Source organism: Pseudomonas sp. HLG18 (assembly GCF_051903985.1).
GTDB classification, from domain to species: Bacteria; Pseudomonadota; Gammaproteobacteria; order Pseudomonadales; family Pseudomonadaceae; genus Aquipseudomonas; species Aquipseudomonas fluorescens_BT.
In genome coordinates this window covers 3,567,797-3,588,378 of sequence record NZ_CP195831.1, presented here as the reverse complement: position 1 = coordinate 3,588,378, position 20,582 = coordinate 3,567,797, and the positions used below count along the sequence as shown (strand labels likewise).

Annotated in this window: 11 protein-coding genes; 7 read left to right on the top strand and 4 right to left on the bottom strand. The window is 58.4% G+C overall.

The window, feature by feature from the left end; genetic code table 11:
* Positions 1 to 140: 140 nt before the first annotated feature.
* The 3 genes from ACSPX5_RS16460 to ACSPX5_RS16450 form a co-directional block, all read right to left on the bottom strand.
* On the bottom strand, positions 141 to 1,769 hold the full coding sequence (locus ACSPX5_RS16460) for a DNA cytosine methyltransferase (RefSeq protein ID WP_439819909.1): 1,629 nt from the start codon (positions 1,767 to 1,769) through the stop codon (positions 141 to 143).
* A gap of 365 nt (positions 1,770 to 2,134) precedes the next feature.
* Positions 2,135 to 3,385, bottom strand: coding sequence for a ribonucleotide-diphosphate reductase subunit beta (locus ACSPX5_RS16455; protein ID WP_007951068.1), 1,251 nt, complete (start codon positions 3,383 to 3,385; stop codon positions 2,135 to 2,137).
* Positions 3,386 to 3,938: 553 nt separating this feature from the next.
* Positions 3,939 to 4,199, bottom strand: a complete 261-nt coding sequence (locus ACSPX5_RS16450; protein WP_047599663.1) for a DUF2790 domain-containing protein — start codon at positions 4,197 to 4,199, stop codon at positions 3,939 to 3,941.
* 452 nt (positions 4,200 to 4,651) lie between these two features.
* On the opposite strand from ACSPX5_RS16450, the gene acs reads away from it, so the two are divergent.
* From acs to argR, 7 genes are all read left to right on the top strand, one after another.
* Positions 4,652 to 6,607: an acetate--CoA ligase gene (acs, locus tag ACSPX5_RS16445; RefSeq protein ID WP_169431540.1), complete on the top strand. Its 1,956-nt coding sequence runs from the start codon at positions 4,652 to 4,654 to the stop codon at positions 6,605 to 6,607.
* A gap of 714 nt (positions 6,608 to 7,321) precedes the next feature.
* On the top strand, positions 7,322 to 8,095 hold the full coding sequence (locus tag ACSPX5_RS16440; protein WP_169431539.1) for an ABC transporter substrate-binding protein: 774 nt from the start codon (positions 7,322 to 7,324) through the stop codon (positions 8,093 to 8,095).
* A gap of 91 nt (positions 8,096 to 8,186) precedes the next feature.
* Positions 8,187 to 8,876 carry an ABC transporter permease gene (locus ACSPX5_RS16435; RefSeq protein ID WP_007951063.1) on the top strand — a complete coding sequence of 230 codons (690 nt, stop codon included), beginning with the start codon at positions 8,187 to 8,189 and terminating at the stop codon, positions 8,874 to 8,876.
* Positions 8,873 to 9,571, top strand: coding sequence for an ABC transporter permease (locus ACSPX5_RS16430; protein ID WP_011335540.1), 699 nt, complete (start codon positions 8,873 to 8,875; stop codon positions 9,569 to 9,571). Before ACSPX5_RS16435 ends, ACSPX5_RS16430 begins: the two co-directional genes overlap by 4 nt.
* Position 9,572: 1 nt before the next feature.
* The gene (locus ACSPX5_RS16425) at positions 9,573 to 10,685 is read left to right on the top strand and encodes a succinylglutamate desuccinylase/aspartoacylase family protein (protein WP_439819908.1); all 1,113 of its coding nucleotides are present in this window, start codon (positions 9,573 to 9,575) and stop codon (positions 10,683 to 10,685) included.
* A gap of 23 nt (positions 10,686 to 10,708) precedes the next feature.
* Positions 10,709 to 11,473: an ABC transporter ATP-binding protein gene (locus ACSPX5_RS16420; protein WP_003227281.1), complete on the top strand. Its 765-nt coding sequence runs from the start codon at positions 10,709 to 10,711 to the stop codon at positions 11,471 to 11,473.
* A gap of 111 nt (positions 11,474 to 11,584) precedes the next feature.
* A complete protein-coding gene (argR, locus tag ACSPX5_RS16415; RefSeq protein ID WP_085607460.1) occupies positions 11,585 to 12,565 on the top strand; it encodes a transcriptional regulator ArgR in 981 nt (326 codons plus the stop codon).
* A gap of 58 nt (positions 12,566 to 12,623) precedes the next feature.
* Here argR and ACSPX5_RS16410 read toward each other — a convergent pair whose 3' ends face one another.
* Positions 12,624 to 20,354 (bottom strand): dermonecrotic toxin domain-containing protein, encoded by a 7,731-nt coding sequence (locus ACSPX5_RS16410; RefSeq protein WP_439819907.1) that lies wholly within the window; start codon positions 20,352 to 20,354, stop codon positions 12,624 to 12,626.
* Between the last annotated feature and the right edge of the window lie 228 nt (positions 20,355 to 20,582).

The window sequence follows — 20,582 nt, the reverse complement described above, 5'->3', positions numbered from 1 at the left end:
AGCGGGCCCGTTGTAGATTAAGCTCCAAGAGGGCGGAAATGGGGTACGTGGCGGAAGGGGGGGGCTAAAATTTTTTTACAAATTCCTACCTTCCCCCCCCCTTGAAGCCACACTTTTATATATAAAAATAATAGGTTTGATCAGCTGCCTACTAATGTTTGGCGGCTTTTTCCTGCGCGATAAGAGTCAATGATTGCTGAGACAACTGCTGCAATTTTTCTAGCAAGGAGCGGCGGGACCGCGTTTCCTATCTGTGTGTACTGTTCTGTTCGATTTCCTTCAAAGAAGTAATTGTCAGGGAATGTTTGCAATCGTGCTGCCTCTCGAACAGTCAAACTACGACACTGACTGGCATCAGGATGTATGTAGTAATGGCCGTCTTTAGCAATGTGCGCGACGACTGTGGTAGATGGACCATTCTCTAATTGAACCCTGAAGCGATCACTGAAGGGGACGGACTCAGAGGAAACGTTTTCATGAGCAGGTAGAAACTGCTCAGGAAATTGATGTATTTTCGGAGAGATACCATTCAACTTTGCAAATGACGCTGCATAGATATATCTATGCAGGTCAGAGCGCATATGACTCCTTGCCTCATGTTGTAGAACCCCTCCCAGCCTAGGGTCGAGAAACCACTCGCGCTGTTTGGCATTCATGTCTGGAGACACGCTCCAAGGTATGAATCTACTGCCGCTGGTTTTCAGACTTTTTGCATCATCAGCCGCTTTTTTTACGGCATCTATCAAATCCCCTCGACCTGCTTCATAGGAGTGTAAAAGCATAGAGCTTGCTTCATTCAAAGTTGAAAGCCATGCCTCGATAGAGTCTCCGCCCCTTGATATTTTGCTCCGAATTGGTGGAAGGCCCGATATAGCCTGTTGAACGGTAAAAACCTTCTGGCTGGTTTCCATTACAAGTGTGTGCGGACGCTCCAACAAGGCAGGGCAGCTTGAGGCAACGTCAGAGCGAACTCCGAGCAAGATAACTCTATGTCGAGCCTGCGGAAGTCCATGACGTTCTGCTTGAATGACAAAATCGTGAGGGTCTAGTTTTTCTACGTCTTTAGGAACCACTAAAGAACGAATGTTGTAAGAAAGGTTTTCAGCAGGAGTCGATAGATCATCAAGGATTTGTTGGAATATGTGCGAGCCACTGTGTTTTGAGGAAAGTATGCCCTTCACGTTTTCCATAACGAAAATAGTCGGTTTGAATTCGCGAATAATCCGCAGATATTCTTTGTAGAGAAAATGCTTCTCGTCGCTCTCAAACTTTTCTTGGCTTTCTCTCGTTCGACGTGCACGACCTGCTACTGAATATGCTTGGCACGGCGGGCCACCTATAAGCACCCATTCATCTACACCCTCCAAGGCTTCTTTGATCCAATTGTCGACCTCTTCGGGAGAGTTTTTACCAAGCTCTGCGAGCTTGGCTTCTTGCGCTGCTTCCCTTGCTTCTACCGGTACATCCGGATGATTGAAAAGCTCATCACGAGTAATTTCGCCACGGATGTATTGGTAGTATGCGTCTGGAGCTTCGCCCTTCGGAAAGCTGCGAAACAGTGCGCGGAGCGATAAGGTCCTGTGAGCGATGGGGTCTTTTTCGATCGAAACGCGAAGCTGAAACTTACGTACTCCCTTCTCAGCGCCGCCGATTGAAGAGAATCCCTCACCAAGTCCCCCAGGGCCCGCAAAGAGGTCGATGACCGGTATAGATTCCTTGTATTTCATTGATTTAGTAGATGCGCCTAAGAAGAAAGTAAAAAAGCGCATTGCAGCGCTCAGAAGAGATGCGGCGTTAGATAGACACGCCCTAAGTGCGATAAATGGTAACGGTTAACTTGATGTCGGGCAAGAAATGAACCTTGGCAGAGGCAGTGAGTTTACTAAACGAAGGAGCTCGTTAAAGCTGCCAATCCATTTATTTTTTGCTGAGCCCTCAAATATCAAGCTTTCGCAAAATTAATAGGTTTCCAGAAACCGTCAGTGTGGAAACTGCTGCAAGTGTTGTAGGATTTTTGGTAGTCAAGCTGAGGAAGTGAGTGTTTCTATTCCCAACAAAAAAGCCCCAATTGAATTGGGGCTTTTTTGTTTTTCAGTTTTGGTATCGATCTGTCAAGTCGCGGTTAATTCAGGAATCAATCCCAGCTCAACGCCCCACCAGTCTGATACTCAATAACCCGAGTCTCAAAGAAATTCTTCTCTTTCTTCAAGTCCATGATCTCGCTCATCCAAGGGAACGGGTTAGTCGTCCCTGGGTACTCTTCCTTCAAACCGATCTGCGATAGGCGACGGTTAGCGATGAACTTCAGGTAGTCCTCCATCATCGCCGCGTTCATGCCCAGTACGCCGCGAGGCATGGTGTCGCGGGCGTATTCGATTTCCAGCTGAGTGCCTTGCAGGATCATCTGCGAGGCTTCTTCCTTCATTTCGGCGTCCCACAGGTGTGGGTTTTCGATTTTGATCTGGTTGATCACGTCGATGCCGAAGTTCAGGTGCATGGATTCGTCGCGCAGGATGTACTGGAACTGCTCGGCGACGCCGGTCATTTTGTTGCGGCGGCCCATGGAGAGGATCTGGGTGAAGCCGCAGTAGAAGAAGATGCCTTCCAGAACGCAGTAGTAGGCGATCAGGTTGCGCAGCAGTTCTTTGTCGGTCTCTACGGTGCCGGTGTTGAATTCCGGGTCGGAGATGGCGCGGGTGTATTTCAGGCCCCAGGCGGCTTTTTTCGCGACCGACGGGATCTCGTGGTACATGTTGAAGATCTCGCCTTCATCCATGCCCAGCGATTCGATGCAGTACTGGTAGGCGTGGGTGTGGATCGCCTCTTCGAACGCCTGGCGCAGGATGTACTGGCGGCATTCCGGGTTGGTGATCAGGCGGTACACGGCCAGGGCCAGGTTGTTGGCAACCAGGGAGTCGGCGGTGGAGAAGAAGCCGAGGTTGCGCATCACGATGCGGCGCTCGTCGTCGGTCAGGCCTTCCGGGTTTTTCCAGAGGGCGATGTCGGCGGTCATGTTGACTTCTTGCGGCATCCAGTGGTTTGCGCAGCCGTCCAGGTATTTCTGCCAGGCCCAGTCGTACTTGAATGGCACGAGCTGGTTGAGGTCGGCGCGGCAGTTGATCATGCGCTTTTCGTCAACGGCGACACGGGCGGCGGAGCCTTCGAGTTCGGCGAGGCCTTCGGCGACGTCGAGGGAATCCAGTGCAGCCTTGGCGCGGGCCACGGCGGCCGAGTCTTCGGCGGTCACGGCGCGGGCTTCGAGGGCGGCGGCACCGCCGGCGCTGTCGAGGCGGTCCATGTTGGCTTCGCTAGCGTGGCCGGCGTTGGCGCCTTTCACTGCTGCTACTTCACTGTCTTCTTTGTCGAATTCGTCCCAGCTCAGCATGACGTGTCGTCTCCTGCGTGAGGGCCTGTGCCCGTGTGAAAACTGATTGTTGGTTTTTCACACGGCCGTACAGGCCGCGTTGGATGTCGTTTTTTGCAGCGGTGCTACGCAGGCAATAAACAGAAAATTTTTTCGGGTTTCCGAGAGCCTCTGACGGGCGCAGGTCAGCGTTGTCGCTGCTGCGGGGCTTCAGAATGGCTTTGATCCCTGTAAGGGAATATTGCTGACCCGATTGGGCGGCATTATAGGGAAAAAAACACGGGCGTGGGGGAGGGCGAAACAGCGCAGGGCGGTCGAGCGCTGGGGTGATTTCGATCGGAGCGAGGGTTTACAGGGCTTTCGCCGGGATTGGTCCCGGAGAATTTTTTTTCATTAATTTTTTGGCGTGTGATTGATTGCTCAAAAAACGAGCAAAAAACCGCGTTTTTCACTATATCTTGTGTTTTGCAACCCTTTTACGTCGCTTCAAACACAACTGAGCCCGACCGAAGCCGGGCTGGAATCGACCCTCGATGTTGCGCTGAGTGATCCGATTCGGTGCAGTCTCAACGCATCAATTGGTGCAGCCGTTACCCATCACGCTGTAACGCAGGATGTGACGCTGACCTTTGGAGTCGTCGTACTCCATTTTCGCCGGAACAACTTCGCAGACATTTGGAACTTCGCTCATCGATACAACTTTGGCGATGTCCAGGTGAGTGGAGTAAGTGTATTCCTCGATAGCCGGTTGTTGCTGTGCGACATCAGTCGGAACCTCGTCTGCCATGGCGGTTGCGCACAGACTGCTGAGGGCCAGAACCAATAAAGCTTTCATCTGAAATTTACCTTCTTGAGGTCGAGTGGGGTCACGCAACCTTTTTGGGGTTGCGTGTGCAGCTTCATCGTTTTGCTTTGTTACTTCGGAGCTGGATTAACGGCCTTCGTGGGGGCTGTAACGTTGTTAATCACTTTGCCTTGTCGGCGAGGTGAATTTTAGGGAGGCGGGGTAGGGGTAAACAGACCCGGTTTTGATAAACACCTTTGGCAGATTTGGTAACAATCGCTGGATATCGTGTTATCAGCGCTGCGATTTTCCCCGAAAACCGAGTCGTCTGAATCGCTGGCAAGCCAGCTCCCACAAGGGCTGCGTGCTTTGCTTCAGAGGCGCTTGGGTCATTTCTGGATGTTTTGTAGGGGCTTGTTACTACCATCGTCGAATGGTTCTATACGGGCGCCCCGGCTACAACAGGGTCATACAAAAACAACTATTACACCGAGGTAGGAAAGATGAGTGCGGCTTCCCTGTATCCCGTTCGTCCCGAGGTTCTGGCCAATACGCTGACCGACGAGGCGACCTACAAAGCCATGTACCAACAGTCGGTCGTCAACCCTGACGGCTTCTGGCGCGAACAAGCCAAGCGCCTCGACTGGATCAAGCCTTTCACCACGGTGAAACAGACGTCGTTCGACGATCACCATGTCGACATCAAGTGGTTTGCCGACGGCACCCTGAACGTTTCCTATAACTGCCTCGACCGTCATCTGGCCGAGCGCGGCGATCAGGTCGCCATCATCTGGGAAGGCGACGATCCTTCCGAAAGCCGCAACATCACCTACCGCGAATTGCACGAACAAGTGTGCAAATTCGCCAACGCCCTGCGTGGCCAGGATGTGCACCGCGGCGACGTGGTGACCATTTATATGCCGATGATCCCCGAAGCCGTGGTCGCCATGCTGGCCTGCACCCGGATCGGCGCGATTCACTCGGTGGTGTTCGGCGGTTTCTCGCCGGAAGCCCTGGCCGGTCGCATCATCGACTGCCGCTCGAAAGTGGTGATCACCGCTGACGAAGGCATCCGCGCCGGCAAGAAGATTTCCCTCAAGGCCAACGTCGACGACGCGCTGACCAACCCGGAAACCAGCAGCATCCAGAAAGTCATCGTGTGCAAGCGCACCGGCGGCGACATCAAGTGGAACCAGCATCGCGACATCTGGTACGAAGACCTGATGAAAGTGGCGGGCACCGTCTGCGCGCCGAAAGAGATGGGCGCCGAAGAAGCGCTGTTCATCCTTTATACCTCCGGCTCCACCGGCAAGCCGAAGGGCGTGCAGCACACCACCGGCGGTTACCTGTTGTACGCGGCGATGACTCACGAGCGCGTGTTCGATTACCGTCCGGGCGAAATCTACTGGTGCACCGCTGACGTGGGCTGGGTCACCGGTCACTCCTACATCGTCTACGGCCCGCTGGCCAACGGCGCGACCACGCTGCTGTTCGAAGGCGTGCCGAACTACCCGGACATCACCCGGGTGGCGAAGATCGTCGACAAGCACAAGGTCAACATCCTCTACACCGCACCGACCGCGATCCGCGCGATGATGGCCTCCGGCACCGCCGCTGTTGAAGGCGCGGACGGCAGCAGCCTGCGTCTGCTCGGTTCGGTGGGCGAGCCGATCAACCCGGAAGCCTGGGACTGGTACTACAAGAACGTCGGCAAGTCCCGTTGCCCGATTGTCGACACCTGGTGGCAGACCGAAACCGGCGGCAACATGATGAGCCCGCTGCCGGGCGCTCATGCGCTCAAGCCAGGTTCGGCTGCACGTCCGTTCTTCGGTGTGGTGCCGGCGCTGGTGGACAACCTCGGCAACATCATCGAGGGCGAGGCCGAAGGCAATCTGGTGATTCTCGATTCGTGGCCAGGTCAGGCCCGTACTCTGTACGGCGACCATGACCGTTTCGTCGACACCTACTTCAAGACCTTCCGTGGCATGTACTTCACCGGTGACGGCGCCCGTCGCGATGCCGATGGTTACTACTGGATCACCGGTCGCGTGGATGACGTGCTCAACGTCTCCGGCCACCGCATGGGGACCGCCGAGATCGAAAGCGCGATGGTCGCTCACCCGAAAGTCGCCGAAGCGGCGGTGGTCGGTGTGCCGCACGACATCAAGGGGCAGGGCATTTATGTCTACGTCACCCTGAAAAATGGCGAAGAGCCGAGCGAGCAACTGCGTCTGGAACTGAAAAACTGGGTGCGCAAGGAGATCGGGCCGATTGCTTCACCGGACGTGATCCAGTGGGCGCCGGGGCTGCCGAAGACCCGTTCGGGCAAGATCATGCGCCGCATCCTGCGCAAGATCGCTACCGCCGAATACGAAGGGTTGGGCGACATCTCCACCCTGGCCGATCCGAGTGTGGTGCAGCACCTGATCGATACGCACAAGACCATGAACGTCGCGTAAGCGGCGGGTCTGAAGTGCAGAAAGCCCTGTCCGGTTTAGCCGGGTGGGGCTTTTTTGTGTCTGATGTTTTTGTGGCGTCGGGGTGGGCCTCTTCGCGAGCAAGCCCGCTCCCACATTGGAATTGTGTTTGGCGCGGATCAAGTGTGGGAGCGGGCTTGCTCGCGAAGACGGCCTGTCATTCTCCGCAGTGTTCCGCTGTCTTACCCTATCGGCATCCAGCCAATAATTATCGAATTGCTCCGTCAGCCCATTCCCACTGTTACCCGTCCGCCTTCAAGTAACTGAATGTGTAACCGCCCGCTCCGCAACGGGGCATCCGGAAACGCATTGCCCTGTTTCAGGGCCTCAAAACCCCCGGTGAAAAATAAGACATCACCCCGCGCTTGCCGGATTAGAAGGGTTTGCGAATAATAGGCCCGCAATTTGCAGCATAGATCGGTTCACTGTCTTTCGCTCTTGCATGAAATTGCGGAGCTGTCAATGTGCTCAAGCGGGTTTCTCGGTGCATCTGTAATTAGTTGTCGCATTGAAGAAATATCGGCTTCGGGCCTGTCGTTAGAATGCCGATCACTCGCTCGTCGTGGCTCGCGTTGAAGCCTTCAGGGTTTGTTCGGAAATATCCCACGCACGCAGCAACCGCTTTCGTTCCACCCATTCGCATATTGGGCTGTCGCTCACTCTGCCGTTTTTGCCCTTTACCGATGGAGTCCCAAGATGAAGAAACTTGTGCTGCTTGGCGCCCTGGCACTGTCCGTGCTGTCCCTGCCGACATTCGCCGATGAAAAGCCTCTGAAAATCGGTATCGAAGCGGCTTACCCTCCATTCGCCTCCAAAGCGCCGGACGGCAGCATCGTCGGTTTCGACTACGACATCGGCAACGCGCTGTGCGAAGAAATGAAGGTCAAGTGCCAGTGGGTCGAGCAAGAGTTCGACGGTCTGATCCCGGCACTGAAAGTGCGCAAGATCGACGCGATCCTGTCGTCCATGTCGATCACTGAAGACCGCAAGAAGTCCGTGGACTTCACCAACAAGTACTACAACACCCCGGCCCGCCTGGTCATGAAAGAAGGCACTCAGGTCAGCGAAGGTCTGACTGAGCTCAAGGGCAAGAACATCGGCGTGCAGCGTGGTTCGATCCACGAGCGTTTCGCCCGCGAAGTCCTGGCCCCGCTGGGTGCCGAGATCAAGCCGTACGGTTCGCAGAACGAAATCTACCTCGACGTGGCCGCCGGCCGCCTCGACGGCACCGTGGCGGACGCTACGCTGTTGAATGACGGCTTCCTGAAAACCGACGCCGGCAAAGGCTTCGCGTTCGTGGGCCCGGCGTTCACCGACGTCAAATACTTCGGCGACGGCGTAGGCATCGCGGTGCGCAAGGGCGACGCCCTGAAAGACAAGATCAACACCGCCATCGCGGCCATCCGCGAGAACGGCAAATACAAGGCAATCCAGGACAAGTACTTCGACTTCGACATTTACGGCAAGTAAAGACGTCGCTCGACCCGTCCGAAATGGCGCAAGCAACAGGATCTCTGCGGTTTGCGCCATTTTTTCATCCCAACTTTCGAGGACCTGAATCATGTTGAAAGGCTACGGGGCTGTCATCCTCGATGGCGCTTGGCTGACGCTTCAGCTCGCCTTGTCGTCCATGGCCCTGGCCATCGTTCTCGGGCTGATCGGTGTCGCATTGCGCCTGTCGCCGGTGCGCTGGCTGGCGTGGCTGGGCGATCTGTATTCCACGGTGATCCGCGGGATTCCCGACCTGGTGCTGATCCTGCTGATCTTCTACGGCGGTCAGGACCTGCTCAATCGCGTCGCACCGATGCTCGGCTATGACGACTATATCGACCTGAATCCGCTGGCCGCCGGTATCGGCACCCTCGGTTTCATCTTCGGTGCGTACCTGTCGGAAACCTTCCGCGGCGCGTTCATGGCAATCCCCAAAGGTCAGGCCGAAGCCGGCATGGCGTACGGCATGAGCAGCTTCCAGGTGTTCTTCCGGGTGCTGGTGCCGCAGATGATCCGTCTGGCGATTCCGGGCTTCACCAACAATTGGCTGGTGTTGACCAAGGCCACCGCGCTGATTTCCGTGGTCGGTCTGCAAGACATGATGTTCAAGGCCAAGCAGGCGGCCGACGCCACCCGCGAGCCTTTCACCTTCTTCCTCGCAGTGGCGGCGATGTACCTGGTGATCACCAGTGTTTCGTTGCTGGCGCTGCGTCACCTTGAGAAGCGCTACTCGGTAGGCGTAAGGGCGGCTGATCTATGATCTTCGACTACAACGTCATTTGGGAGGCCCTGCCGCTGTACTTCGGCGGTCTGGTCACCACCCTCAAGTTGCTCGCGCTGTCGTTGTTCTTCGGTCTGCTCGCGGCCCTGCCGCTGGGGCTGATGCGTGTGTCCAAGAACGCCGTGGTCAACGGTGCGGCGTGGCTTTACACCTACGTGATTCGCGGCACGCCGATGCTGGTTCAGCTGTTCCTGATCTACTACGGTCTGGCCCAGTTCGAAGCGGTGCGTGAAAGCTTCCTCTGGCCGTGGCTGTCCAGCGCAACGTTCTGTGCGTGCCTGGCGTTCGCGATCAACACCAGCGCCTACACCGCCGAAATCATCGCCGGCAGCCTCAAGGCCACGCCGAACGGTGAGATCGAAGCGGCCAAGGCCATGGGCATGTCGCGGGTCAAGATGTACAAGCGCATCCTGCTGCCATCGGCCCTGCGTCGGGCGCTGCCGCAGTACAGCAACGAAGTGATCATGATGCTGCAGACCACCAGTCTGGCGTCCATCGTGACCCTGATCGACATCACCGGCGCGGCCCGTACCGTCAACGCGCAGTTCTACCTGCCGTTCGAGGCGTACATCACCGCCGGCGTGTTCTACCTGTGCCTGACCTTCATTCTGGTGCGCCTGTTCAAGCTGGCCGAGCGTCGCTGGCTGAGCTACCTGGCCCCGAGGAAGCACTGATATGGAACGCATCGACCACGTTCTGCCGTGGAGCCACCTGGGCAGCGAGCGCCGGATTTCGGTCTTTCGCTTCGGCAGCGGCGAGCGCAAGGCCTACATCCAGGCCAGCCTCCACGCTGACGAACTGCCCGGCATGCGCACCGCCTGGGAACTGAAAAAACGCCTCGGCGAACTCGAAGCCAAGGGCTTGCTCAACGGTGTCATCGAGCTGGTGCCCGTGGCTAACCCGCTGGGCCTTGGCCAGTTGCTGCAGGGCAACCATCAGGGGCGTTTCGAGGCCGGCAGCGGCAAGAATTTCAACCGTGATTTCGTCGAGCTCAGCGGCCCCGTGGCCACTGCGCTGGAAGGACAACTCGGTGATGATCCGCACGCCAACATCCGTCTGATCCGTCAGGCGATGGCTGATCATCTGGCCGCATTGCCCGAGGCCGGCAGCCAGTTGCAAGGCATGCAGCGCATCCTGCTGCAGCATGCCGCCACCGCCGATGTGGTGCTGGATCTGCATTGTGACTGCGAAGCCGCGCTGCACATGTATGCGTTGCCGCAACACTGGCCGCAGTGGCGGTCGCTCGCTGCACACCTGGACGTGAAGGTCGGCCTGCTGGCGGAAGACTCCGGCGGCAGCTCGTTCGATGAAGCCTGTTCGTTGCCGTGGCTGCGTCTGTCGCGCCTGTTCCCGGACGCGCAGATTCCTCTGGCGTGCCTGGCGACTACCGTTGAACTCGGCGGTCAGGCTGACACCACGCCGGCGCAGGCCGAAGCCTGGGCCGAAGGCATTCTGGCGTTCCTCGCCGAGCAGGGCCTGATCCGTGGGGAGTGGCCGAACGCAGGGCGCGAACCGTGTGAAGGCATGCCGTTCGAGGGCACTGAATTGCTCCTGCCGCCGCATCCCGGTGTGGTGAGTTTTCTGCGCAAGCCCGGCGAGTGGGTTGAAGCCGGTGACAAGATTTTCGAAGTGATCGATCCGCTGTCGGATCGGGTCAGCACGGTGTGTGCTGGTACGTCCGGGGTGCTGTTTGCCATTGAGCGGCTGCGTTACGCCCAACCCGGTTTCTGGCTGGCCAAAGTGGCGGGGCGCGATGCGCTGCGCGACGGCCCTTTGCTCAACGACTGACTGTTTTTGTGAGAACCGACCGCATGTACAAACTTGAAGTCCAAGACCTGCATAAACGCTATGGCAGTCACGAAGTGCTCAAGGGCGTTTCCCTGAAAGCGGCCGCCGGCGATGTGATCAGCATCATCGGCTCCAGTGGCTCCGGCAAAAGTACTTTCCTGCGCTGCATCAACCTGCTCGAGCAGCCGCACGCGGGCAAGATCCTGCTCAACAACGAAGAGCTGAAACTGGTGGCGAACAAGGACGGCGCGCTGAAAGCCGCTGATCCGAAACAGCTGCAACGCATGCGTTCGCGCCTGTCGATGGTGTTCCAGCACTTCAACCTGTGGTCGCACATGACCGCGCTGGAAAACATCATGGAAGCGCCGGTTCATGTGCTGGGCGTATCCAAGGCCGAAGCCCGCGAGAAAGCCGAGCATTATCTGAACAAGGTCGGCGTGGCTCATCGTAAAGACGCGTTCCCGGGGCACATGTCCGGTGGCGAGCAGCAGCGTGTGGCGATCGCCCGCGCGCTGGCGATGGAACCGGAAGTGATGCTGTTCGACGAACCGACTTCTGCCCTCGACCCGGAACTGGTCGGTGACGTGCTGAAAGTCATGCAGGCCCTTGCTCAGGAAGGCCGGACCATGGTGGTGGTGACCCACGAAATGGGCTTCGCCCGTGAAGTGTCGAACCAGTTGGTGTTCCTGCACAAAGGCGTCGTCGAAGAAAGCGGCAACCCGCGTGAAGTGCTGGTCAATCCGCAATCGGAACGTTTGCAACAATTCCTCTCGGGCAGCCTCAAGTAATCGCTCCCGTTATGCACCAGATTAGGTCATGCTGCGCAGCGCGCCAGATGGTCTAATTTGGTTGCAGCCGATTTCGGTTTTTCCCTCTGTTTACGTTTCGGATCGCCCGCCATGACTGCCCATCGAATTGGTTTCCTGATTTGGCCCAGCACTAAAGCTCTGACTTTGGCGCTGGCGGAGGAGGCCTTGCGTGTTGCCCAGCGTGTGCATCCGGACGTGGTTTACGAGCTGTCGTTCCTGCAGGCCGAAGCACCGACCGACGGTGAATGGCAACTGCCCGGCGAACCCTGGGCCGGCAAACTCGAGAATTTCCAGAAACTGTTCCTGCTCGCCGATGAGCCACCGACGACGTTGGCGCCGGCACTCAGCAGCGCGCTGAAACAACTGGTGCGTGCCGGTTGTGTGATTGGCGGTCTGTCGGCCGGTGTGTACCCGCTGGCGCAACTCGGCCTGCTCGACGGCTACCGCGCGGCGGTGCACTGGCGCTGGCAGGACGATTTCGCCGAGCGCTTTCCGAAAGTCATCGCCACCAGCCATCTGTTCGACTGGGATCGCGATCGCCTGACCGCGTGCGGCGGCATGTCGGTACTCGATTTGCTGCTGGCCGTCCTGGCCCGCGATCACGGTGCGGAACTGGCCGGTGCGGTCTCCGAAGAACTGGTGGTCGAGCGTATCCGCGAAGGCGGCGAGCGTCAGCGCATTCCGTTGCAGAACCGTCTCGGCTCCAGCCATCCGAAGCTCACGCAAGCCGTGCTGCTGATGGAAGCCAACATCGAAGAGCCGCTGACCACCGACGAAATCGCCCAGCATGTGTGCGTGTCCCGCCGTCAGCTGGAGCGGATCTTCAAGCAATACCTCAACCGCGTGCCGAGCCAGTATTACCTGGAGCTGCGCCTGAACAAGGCCCGGCAGATGTTGATGCAAACCAGCAAGTCGATCATCCAGATCGGCCTGTCGTGCGGTTTCTCTTCGGGGCCGCATTTCTCCAGCGCCTACCGCAACTTCTTCGGCGCCACGCCGCGGGAGGACCGCAACCAGCGGCGCAGCAGCAGCCCGTTCGAATTATCGTCAGTGCCGCCAGAGCGCGGTTGATTGATCTGCAGCAGCGCCATGGAGGCAACGTCCATGGCGCTGTTGTTTCAGGCGTTCGTCAATCTTCGATTTCGACCCCGGCGCGCGTTCGCACCGGCGGATGTACCATTACGCCGTCGACGTTCAGTGTCATTCCCGTTTGCTGGTAGTAGGCCCGGATTCGCTGCATGGCCCGGGCGGAGAATGGATTGCCGCGCAGGTCGTAGCGATCGCCGACATGCGCAGGCACCTCCATGAGCTCGTCGGGCATTTCAGTGATTTCATTGCCCGACAGATCCACTTCCATCCAGTTGAAATTCTCCAGTACGCCGTGGGGGATTTCCCTGATGCCGGTGGTGCTCAGGTCCAGATCGGTCAGCCCCTGCAGGTTGCTGAGGTCAGGTGTCAGACCGAGGGGGTTGTCGTGCAGATGCAGCAGATCAAGACCGTCCAGCGTGTTCAGCCCGGCCACGTCGCTCGGCGACAGCGTGATTCTGCAGGAGGGCAGGCTCAACGTGTTGAGTCGCCTCATGTGGAAGATGGCTTGAGGGATGCCAGCCAGGTCGTAGCCTCGAATATCGATGCTTTCAAGACTGGGAAATGCCTCGAGAAACCGGCCGATTCGCGGCCAGTGATCGCTGATGTTGGTCAGGTACAGGTCCGACACATGGCTGAAGCTTACGCTCAGCGTGGGCAATTGACCCATGACCGACAACCGGGAAGTGAAATGGTGGCCAGCCGTGCTTGCCCCTTCCACCGGCGTTTTGCGCCAGCACCTCAGCAGTGCTTCGCGAAGTGCCGACCGGATCTGTTCTTCCGCCAGGCGCTCGCGCGGGCTGAGCGGCAGCCCGGTCAAGGGATCAACCGGTATATCGGACTCCCAGGCTGTAAGGTCGCCCAGCAGTCTGTCGAGTTCGGCTTCCCGGCGCGTCAGTTCAACTCGACCGTCGACCAGCGTGCCTTCGAGGTGATAAATGAAATCGCTGGCCTGTTTATCGTTCAGGGTTGGGTAGAGTGTCCGGGTCCGGGCGATGTCTGACGGCTCGGCCAGTACGCCAAGGTCTTCTCCGGTCCGACGGAAGTAGTCCTTGATGCGCTCGCGGGTGGCCGCGTTCAGCGGATTGTCGCCCAAGTCATAGCCGTTGCTGGCGGAGGCAGGCAGGTCGAAGATCTCCGCGGGCAGTTCGGTAAGGCGATTGCCGCTCAGCAGTGCCGTCTCCAGCCAGGGCGGATCGAGCAAGCCCGGTGGCAGCCCGGTAATCCCGGTGTTCGAAAGATCGAGGAATTCCAGTGCCGGCCAGTTGCGGATATCCGGCAGCCGGCCCAACGGATTGTTGTAAAGGTCGAGCCTGACCAGGTGCCTCAGCGAGTACAGTGTGGCGCTGCCCCTGTCATCCAGTACGATCGCGCAGTTGCTCAGAACCAGTTGCTGCAGGTCCGGCATCCTGGTCAGTGCCGGCGGAACCTCAGCCAATGCCAGGTCGCGCAGCTCAAGCGAATCGAGGCCGGTGAACCCGCGCAGGAAACCGGTGCCGGCACGCAGTTGGGGATTGCCGGTGATCGCGAGTACCGTGACGTGAGCAAAGTCTGCACTCAAGGTCGGCAGATCACCGATGAAAGCCGGATTCAGGTTGAGCACCGTGGTCCTTTTTTCGGGGCTCTCCGGGGACCGGTCGCGCCAGAATGATTCGATCTCCAGTCGAAACATCATGCGTCTGGAGCGTTCGTCGGAGCGATCATTGTCGGTCAGCGCCAGGTCGGTGGCCGGATAGCGTTCAGGAATCGCGGTCACCCAGCTTTCAAGGTCATCTTCCAGTTGCCGCAATTCGGCTTCCCAGCGATGGATCTGTAACCGGCCGTCATCAAGCGTTCCCGGCAGCAGGTACAACACTCGATTGGCACCTTCGTCGTCCAGGGACGGGAACAGAGCGCGGATCCGCTGGATTTCTTCCCATGGCATTGAAACGCCGAAACTCTGCCTGAACTGCCGATAACAGACCTTGATGCGTTCACGCATGGCGGGTGACAGCGGGTTGCCGGCAAGGTTGAGTTGTCTGGGCGGGCGGGCGGAGATATCGAAGAGGAGGTCGGGCAGTTCGCGGATCAGGTTGCGTTCGAAGGTGGCGAAGACCAGTCGTTGATGTTCGAACAGGCCATCCGGCAGGCTCGATATGCCGGTGTCGGCCAGGCGCAGTTGAACCAGGGCCGGCAATGTTTCGAGGGTGGGAGGTGTCCCCAGCGGGTTTCGGCTCAGGTTCAGGTACTGCAGGTTGCCAAGGGATGAAAGGGTTGCCCGGGTTTGCGGAGTCAGCGTCAATCCGCAGTTCTCAATGATCAGTCGTTCCAGCGAAGGCATGCGCAGGGCTGTCAGCGGGCCCTGACCCAGCCTGAAATCATGCAGTTCCAGATGACGCAACGTGGAGAAGGGTTGAAGGAACCCGTCAATGTTGCTCAGCGCTCCGTGGCCCACGAGTGACACTTCGCGAATATGGCTGAAGTCGGTGGTCAGCGTGGGCAGGTCGCCGATAAATGCCAGATGGGCTACCAGGGAGTCGCCCCTGCGCCTGGGGTTTTCCGGCATTCGCGTACGCCACAGGGTTTGCAGTTGCTCGGCAAACTCTGTTCGTGCCGAGTGCTCCGTCAGAAATTCCCCAGGTGTCAGTGGCTGATGACTGGAAGGATGAGTCTGGGGAATTGCCATTTTCCATTGCGCCAGATCGGCGGTGAGTTGCTCGAACTCCGCTTTCCAGTGCCTGAGTTGACGGCGCCCGTGCTCGAGGTCGCCGGGCAATCCATAGAAGACATCGCTGGCCTCTTCGCCGTCCAGGGTAGGAAACAGCGCCTGGGTGGCATCGATGTCGGCCTGTTCGGCGAGCACCCCGAAGTCCTGACCGGTTTTTCCGGAGTAACGCTTGATCCTCTCAAGCGTATCGGCGGTCAACGGGTTGCCGGAGAAGTCGAATCCTTCGCTGGCTGCCGCCGGTAGCTCAAAGAACGCCTCGGGCAGTTCGCTTATCCGGTTGTCGCTGATAATGGCCGTTCGCAATGTCGGGTGTCCGATCAATCCGGCGGGAACATCGCTGATACCGGTGCGTGAGAGATCCAGATAGACGAGCGCTGGCAGGCTGCTTGCATCGGGCGCGCTGCCCAGGGGGTTGTTGGGCAGTTCGAGTGATTCAAGCTCGCGCATCGCCGCCAGAGCAATCTGCAGCTCGCCGGTAAATGTCACACCGCAATTGCGGAGAAGCAGTATCTCGAGTGAGGGCAGGGCCGTGAGTGACTGTGGCAGTTGCTCCAGTGCAAAGTCATGCAGGATCAATCGCTTGAGTCGGGGGAAGCTTTGCAGAAATGGCGAGGTGGCTTGAATGTGTTTGTTTCCGTTCAGCGACAGTGCGGTGATATGGCTGAAATCTGCCGACAGCTCGGGCATGTCTCCGATGAATGTGGCTTGCGCCGAGAACACGTCCGCTCTGGTCAGCGGATGTGCAGTCGAGCGGTGGCGCCACAGCCTTTCAATTCTTCCGGCGAATATTTCACGCTCGTAAAACTGATTGAAGTGTTCGTTGGGATTGAGCCTTTCACCGGTGGACGGATCACGGTCTGGTGTGTCCCGCGCCCATGTGGCCAGGTCGGCGGTCAGCCGGGTGATTTCGCTCTCCCAGCGATCCAGTTGCAGCCGACCCTGTAACAGCGAGCCAGGCAGGCCGTAGATCAGTTCGCTGGATTGGCGTTCATTCAAGTCGGTAAACAGCGCCTTGACCCGGTTTATATCCGCTTGCTCGGGGCGAACGCCCAGATCGCTGCCGGTCCGGTTGAAATAGATCTTCACCTTTTCACGGGTCGCGGCGGAAAGCGGATTGCCGAAAAAATCGTACCCGGCGGTGGGCGCGGCCGGTTGTTCGAACAGGGCGTCCGGCAGCGTGGTGATCTGGTTGTCGGTGAGCCATGCGCTGATGAGGCGCGGATGATCCAGTATGCCTGTGGGGACTTGGGAGATGCCTGTACTGGAAAGGTTCAGATGAGTCAGGTCCGGCATGAGGCCGAAATCGAACGTGGCACCCAGTGGATTGCCCTCCAGATCCAGTGTGCTCAGAGCATTGAGGGTCGACAGGATCGACTGGTTTTGCGGTGTAAGGACGACGCGGCAGTTTTGCAGCGTCAACTGTTTAAGACCCGGAAAATTCGTCAGGCGTGGCGGGAGATTGTGCAGATCGAAGTCGCGCAGTTCCATTCGCACCAGCCCCGAAAAGCTTTCGAGAAAGTCGCTCACCGCGCCTGGCTCGCCGCTGCCGATCAGCTCCAGGCTGCTGACGTGGGAGAAGTCGGCCGTCAAGGCGGGGAGGTCACCTGCCAGCGGCTCCGAAAAGCGCATCTGGTAACCGTTCGGGCCTCGAATTTCTCTGCGCCAGCAGCTGCGCAGGTCGCTGGCGAATGTCTGGCGATCACGGATGGCGGCCATCTGCTGCTCCTGTGAGCGTCGGGTGCCGTTTGCCGGGTTGATCTCCGGGAAGTCGAACAGCCATTGATTGAGATGGCTATCCAGTTGGGCGTATTCCAGTTGCAGCCGGGACAGCTCGGCGAGTGCGCCGTCCGGGTGGCTTTCAAGGCGCTGGGCCATGATCAGTCGTTCGTCTTCGGACATTCCCGGATAGACCTGCCTGATCCGGTTGTCCAGGGTGCGGGGCGTTTGCGAGGTCGTTGGCGGGTTGCGGGAGTAGCCGTCCGTGCCGAGCAATCGCAGCGTATCGATGGTGGGAGGCGGCACAGGGTCGGGCATGATCGCCAGTCGCAGTTCGCTGCGTGCCATTGGATTGTCACGGATGGCCTGCCTGAGCTTTTCACCTTCGCCGATCTGCAGCTTCAAGGCTTTTCTCTGCATGTCCGGCAGGGCTTGCAGGACGGCAGTGTAGAAATCGGTGTGGCCGTGCAGTTCCAGACCCTGTTCGTCGTACGGTTGCCAGAGCCCCCCGGATTTGAGAACCAGCACTTTCTGAATGGGGGCCTCGACGGGGCCGGTGCTGTCGATCAATTGCCCTTCCCGGGATTGGGCGCGGACTTCAAGGCGAACGTCAGCCGACCAGCCCGGCAATAGTTGAAGGCTGTGCAGCGCCAGGGTGTCGGTGTCCGGATTGTGCACCGAATCCAGTACCAGCCCTTCGAAGGCACGAGTGACGCGCAGTTCCTGTCTGGCGTGTTCTGTCAGGGTCTGCTGCCGTTCTGGCCATTGTCCTTTGTTGATCGCCACCAGTTCCGAACCGGTGGCCGTGTTCAACAGTTCTTCGGTAATTCTGGCGGGCAATTGCGGTTCATGCAGGGCCGCACGCCTGAACAGGGGCTCCTCGCGATGTTGAAGCGCTTGATAGCGTGCCTCGAACAGTGAGCTGCGCTGCTGCTGGGCGATCTGCGCAAGCCTGGCTCTGAGTTTGCGCGCACGCGCATCAAGGGCGAGTCTCTCACCGAAATTTTCCCCGAGCAGCGTATTGATTTCCGATTCACTGAGGGTCTGGATCAGGGTCTTGAGCAAATCGCCACTGGACAGGCTGTCCTGGCGAATCTCGGTCAGCGCAAGCTCTTGATCGGTTGAGGATTGCCACGCGATCTCGCCTTGCAGATTGATAAAACGCAGTCTTTTAGTGTCGGGCCATAAGTTCTGTTCTTTGAGAATCTGCAGCTGGGTCAAGGGATCTGCGGTCAGATAGACCTCGGGTCTGTCACTGGAGATACGATCAATGAAGTCTTGCAGGTCCTGATCGATCCTGAAGCGATGAATACTGTCGGCCAGCAGCGGCGGCAAGCGCTCCTGGTTGACGTGCATTTTTCGCAGCGCATCTTCCGGATACCCGCTGACCTTGAGGATCTGCTCGCGTCGGGCGGGGGATATCGATTCAACGTTGTGACCGATCCGTTGCAATGCGGTTGTGGTGTCCCATTCAAGCGGTTGCTCTAACTCGGTGTGGAAGGCGCCTTCGCCGTTATGGCGTACGAAGGGGCGATAGGCATCTGCCCGGCTCGGATGCTCGATGTAAAGCTTGTCGGGATGTTCATGCGGGCTGACGGCGTAATGCGTCTGATCGAGAGTGAGCAGGCTTTTTCCCTGGTGTCGGTACAGTCCCTGCCGGTCGGGCCCGGATCCTTCGGGCGGCTGGACCTGACGCTCGTAAGGTTTCAGATCGGGTTTCCAGTAGAGGGTTTTGCCGTTGCGCAGCTTGACCGGCTGAAAGCGGTCGATGAATGACACGACGCTTGCCGGCAGGACCCTGGGAAGCTCGGCCATGGCGATGCTGCCGCCAATGCCGAACGCCCCCAGCTGAATCAATGACTCAAGCGCCGCGAACAGGTGTTCGCCTGCTTCGGCGGCCGAGCCTTGCGCCCAGTCGACGATACCCTCGAACACTTCATCAACGAACTGATAGGCCATGTACGCCATCATCATTTCACCCAAAAACGGCACGAACGGCAGCACGACAAACGAAGCGATTTCCAGCAGCGACGACGCGACGTTGACCAACGAGTCCCACAACGCCCAACGGGCATTGCGGTCCACGGTGGCGGTGGCAACGGCGATGACGGCAGCGTCATTGAGGATCTTGTCCAGCTTGCGCTGGTAGAGGTGCTGCCACAGATCACCGGCGATCGGGGAGACGGCCAGCTGCAGATCGGGGCGATCGAGCGGCGTGTCACGCCAGGCAGGCTGCTGGCTGCCCCGTTCAGGTTGATGCCACTGCACCCGGCTGAGGCGGTGATTGAGCTGTGAAAAAAAGTAGCCTCGCTGCTCGTGCAGCACGAATCGGCTGAAATAGCGCTGGTAGTCCGGCGAGCGCAATTGCCGGGTCAGTTCTACTGCCATTTCAACCGACGAGGCGTACTGCTTGACGGGGTGCTCGGGATCGTCAGGCAGATAGGCCACCAATCCTGCCGGCACGTTGGCCTGTTCGAGATCAGGGGCAAAAATGACAACTCCCGTCAGGGTGGCGGACATCATCGTCAAGTCCTGACATTGCAGCGCCTGACGGTTCATTCGCACTCCCTGCACGCCGTCGATCAGGGCCTCGATCATGCGAAACCAGACCTCGTCGATGTCTCCGTTCATCCGCGCCAGTTGCAGGGCGGCCTTGAGCGCTGATCGCTGACTGGCCTTGATTCTGGGGTGCAGGGTGGTTGCGACGACCTGGTCGGTGACGCCCAGTCTCTGTTCAAGAAAGGTCTTGTAGCCCGCGCCAATATCCAGCTCCCGGCACAGATGGGTGAATGCAGTGATGCTGAGCTTTTCGTTGACGTGCGGCAGCGTCTCGAACTGACCTTGGGAGGACGGTCGGGAGATGAAACATGAACCGCTTTCGTGGGGTTCCTCTTCTTCGAAATTGTGCAGTGCGGCTTCCAGCAGGGAAACGGTCCAGACTCTGGAGCCTGTCCGGATGGAAAGGCCTGGGGGGGTGATCGGGATGTAGAGGCGCAGAAATGTTTCCTGGGTGTCCAGATCCAGGCCAAATCGTGATTTCAGCGCACTTTTGAGCAACGGTTCGGCAAACGCCTTGATGTCTTGCAGGTGCATCAGGTCCCGGTCGATGGCGTTCTGCGTATTCATGTGTTCGGCAATGGTGGTTCGCAGATCGTCGTGCCGGGCTCGCGGTGCAGCCTTGATCCGGTCACTGACCGGCCGCTGAGGGTTGCTCAGTGCCTTGCGTCTGGCCGGGGACGCGAGGGGCAGCCATTCAGGAATGCCCTTGATGAGGGGTTGATAGTGAGCGGGTGGGTTGAGCGGGACAGCGGCTGGGGTTGCCGGCGATTGCCCTTCGTTCAGTGACTGCATGTCGAGTGCGCCTTGATGTTCGGAAAGGGCTTAAGCAAATCAGAATGCTTTCGACGAAGTGCGGTACATAGTTATGACATTGGCCACCGCTGCAATTGATATCTTCCTGGGCCTGCTGCAATTGCTGTCGACGGTTTAAACTGCGCCTTTGCGACGCTATATGTCGCATTGCCGTAAACCCGGGAAAATCCGGGGTTTGCGCTATAAGAAGTTGTCGCTTGGCGACAA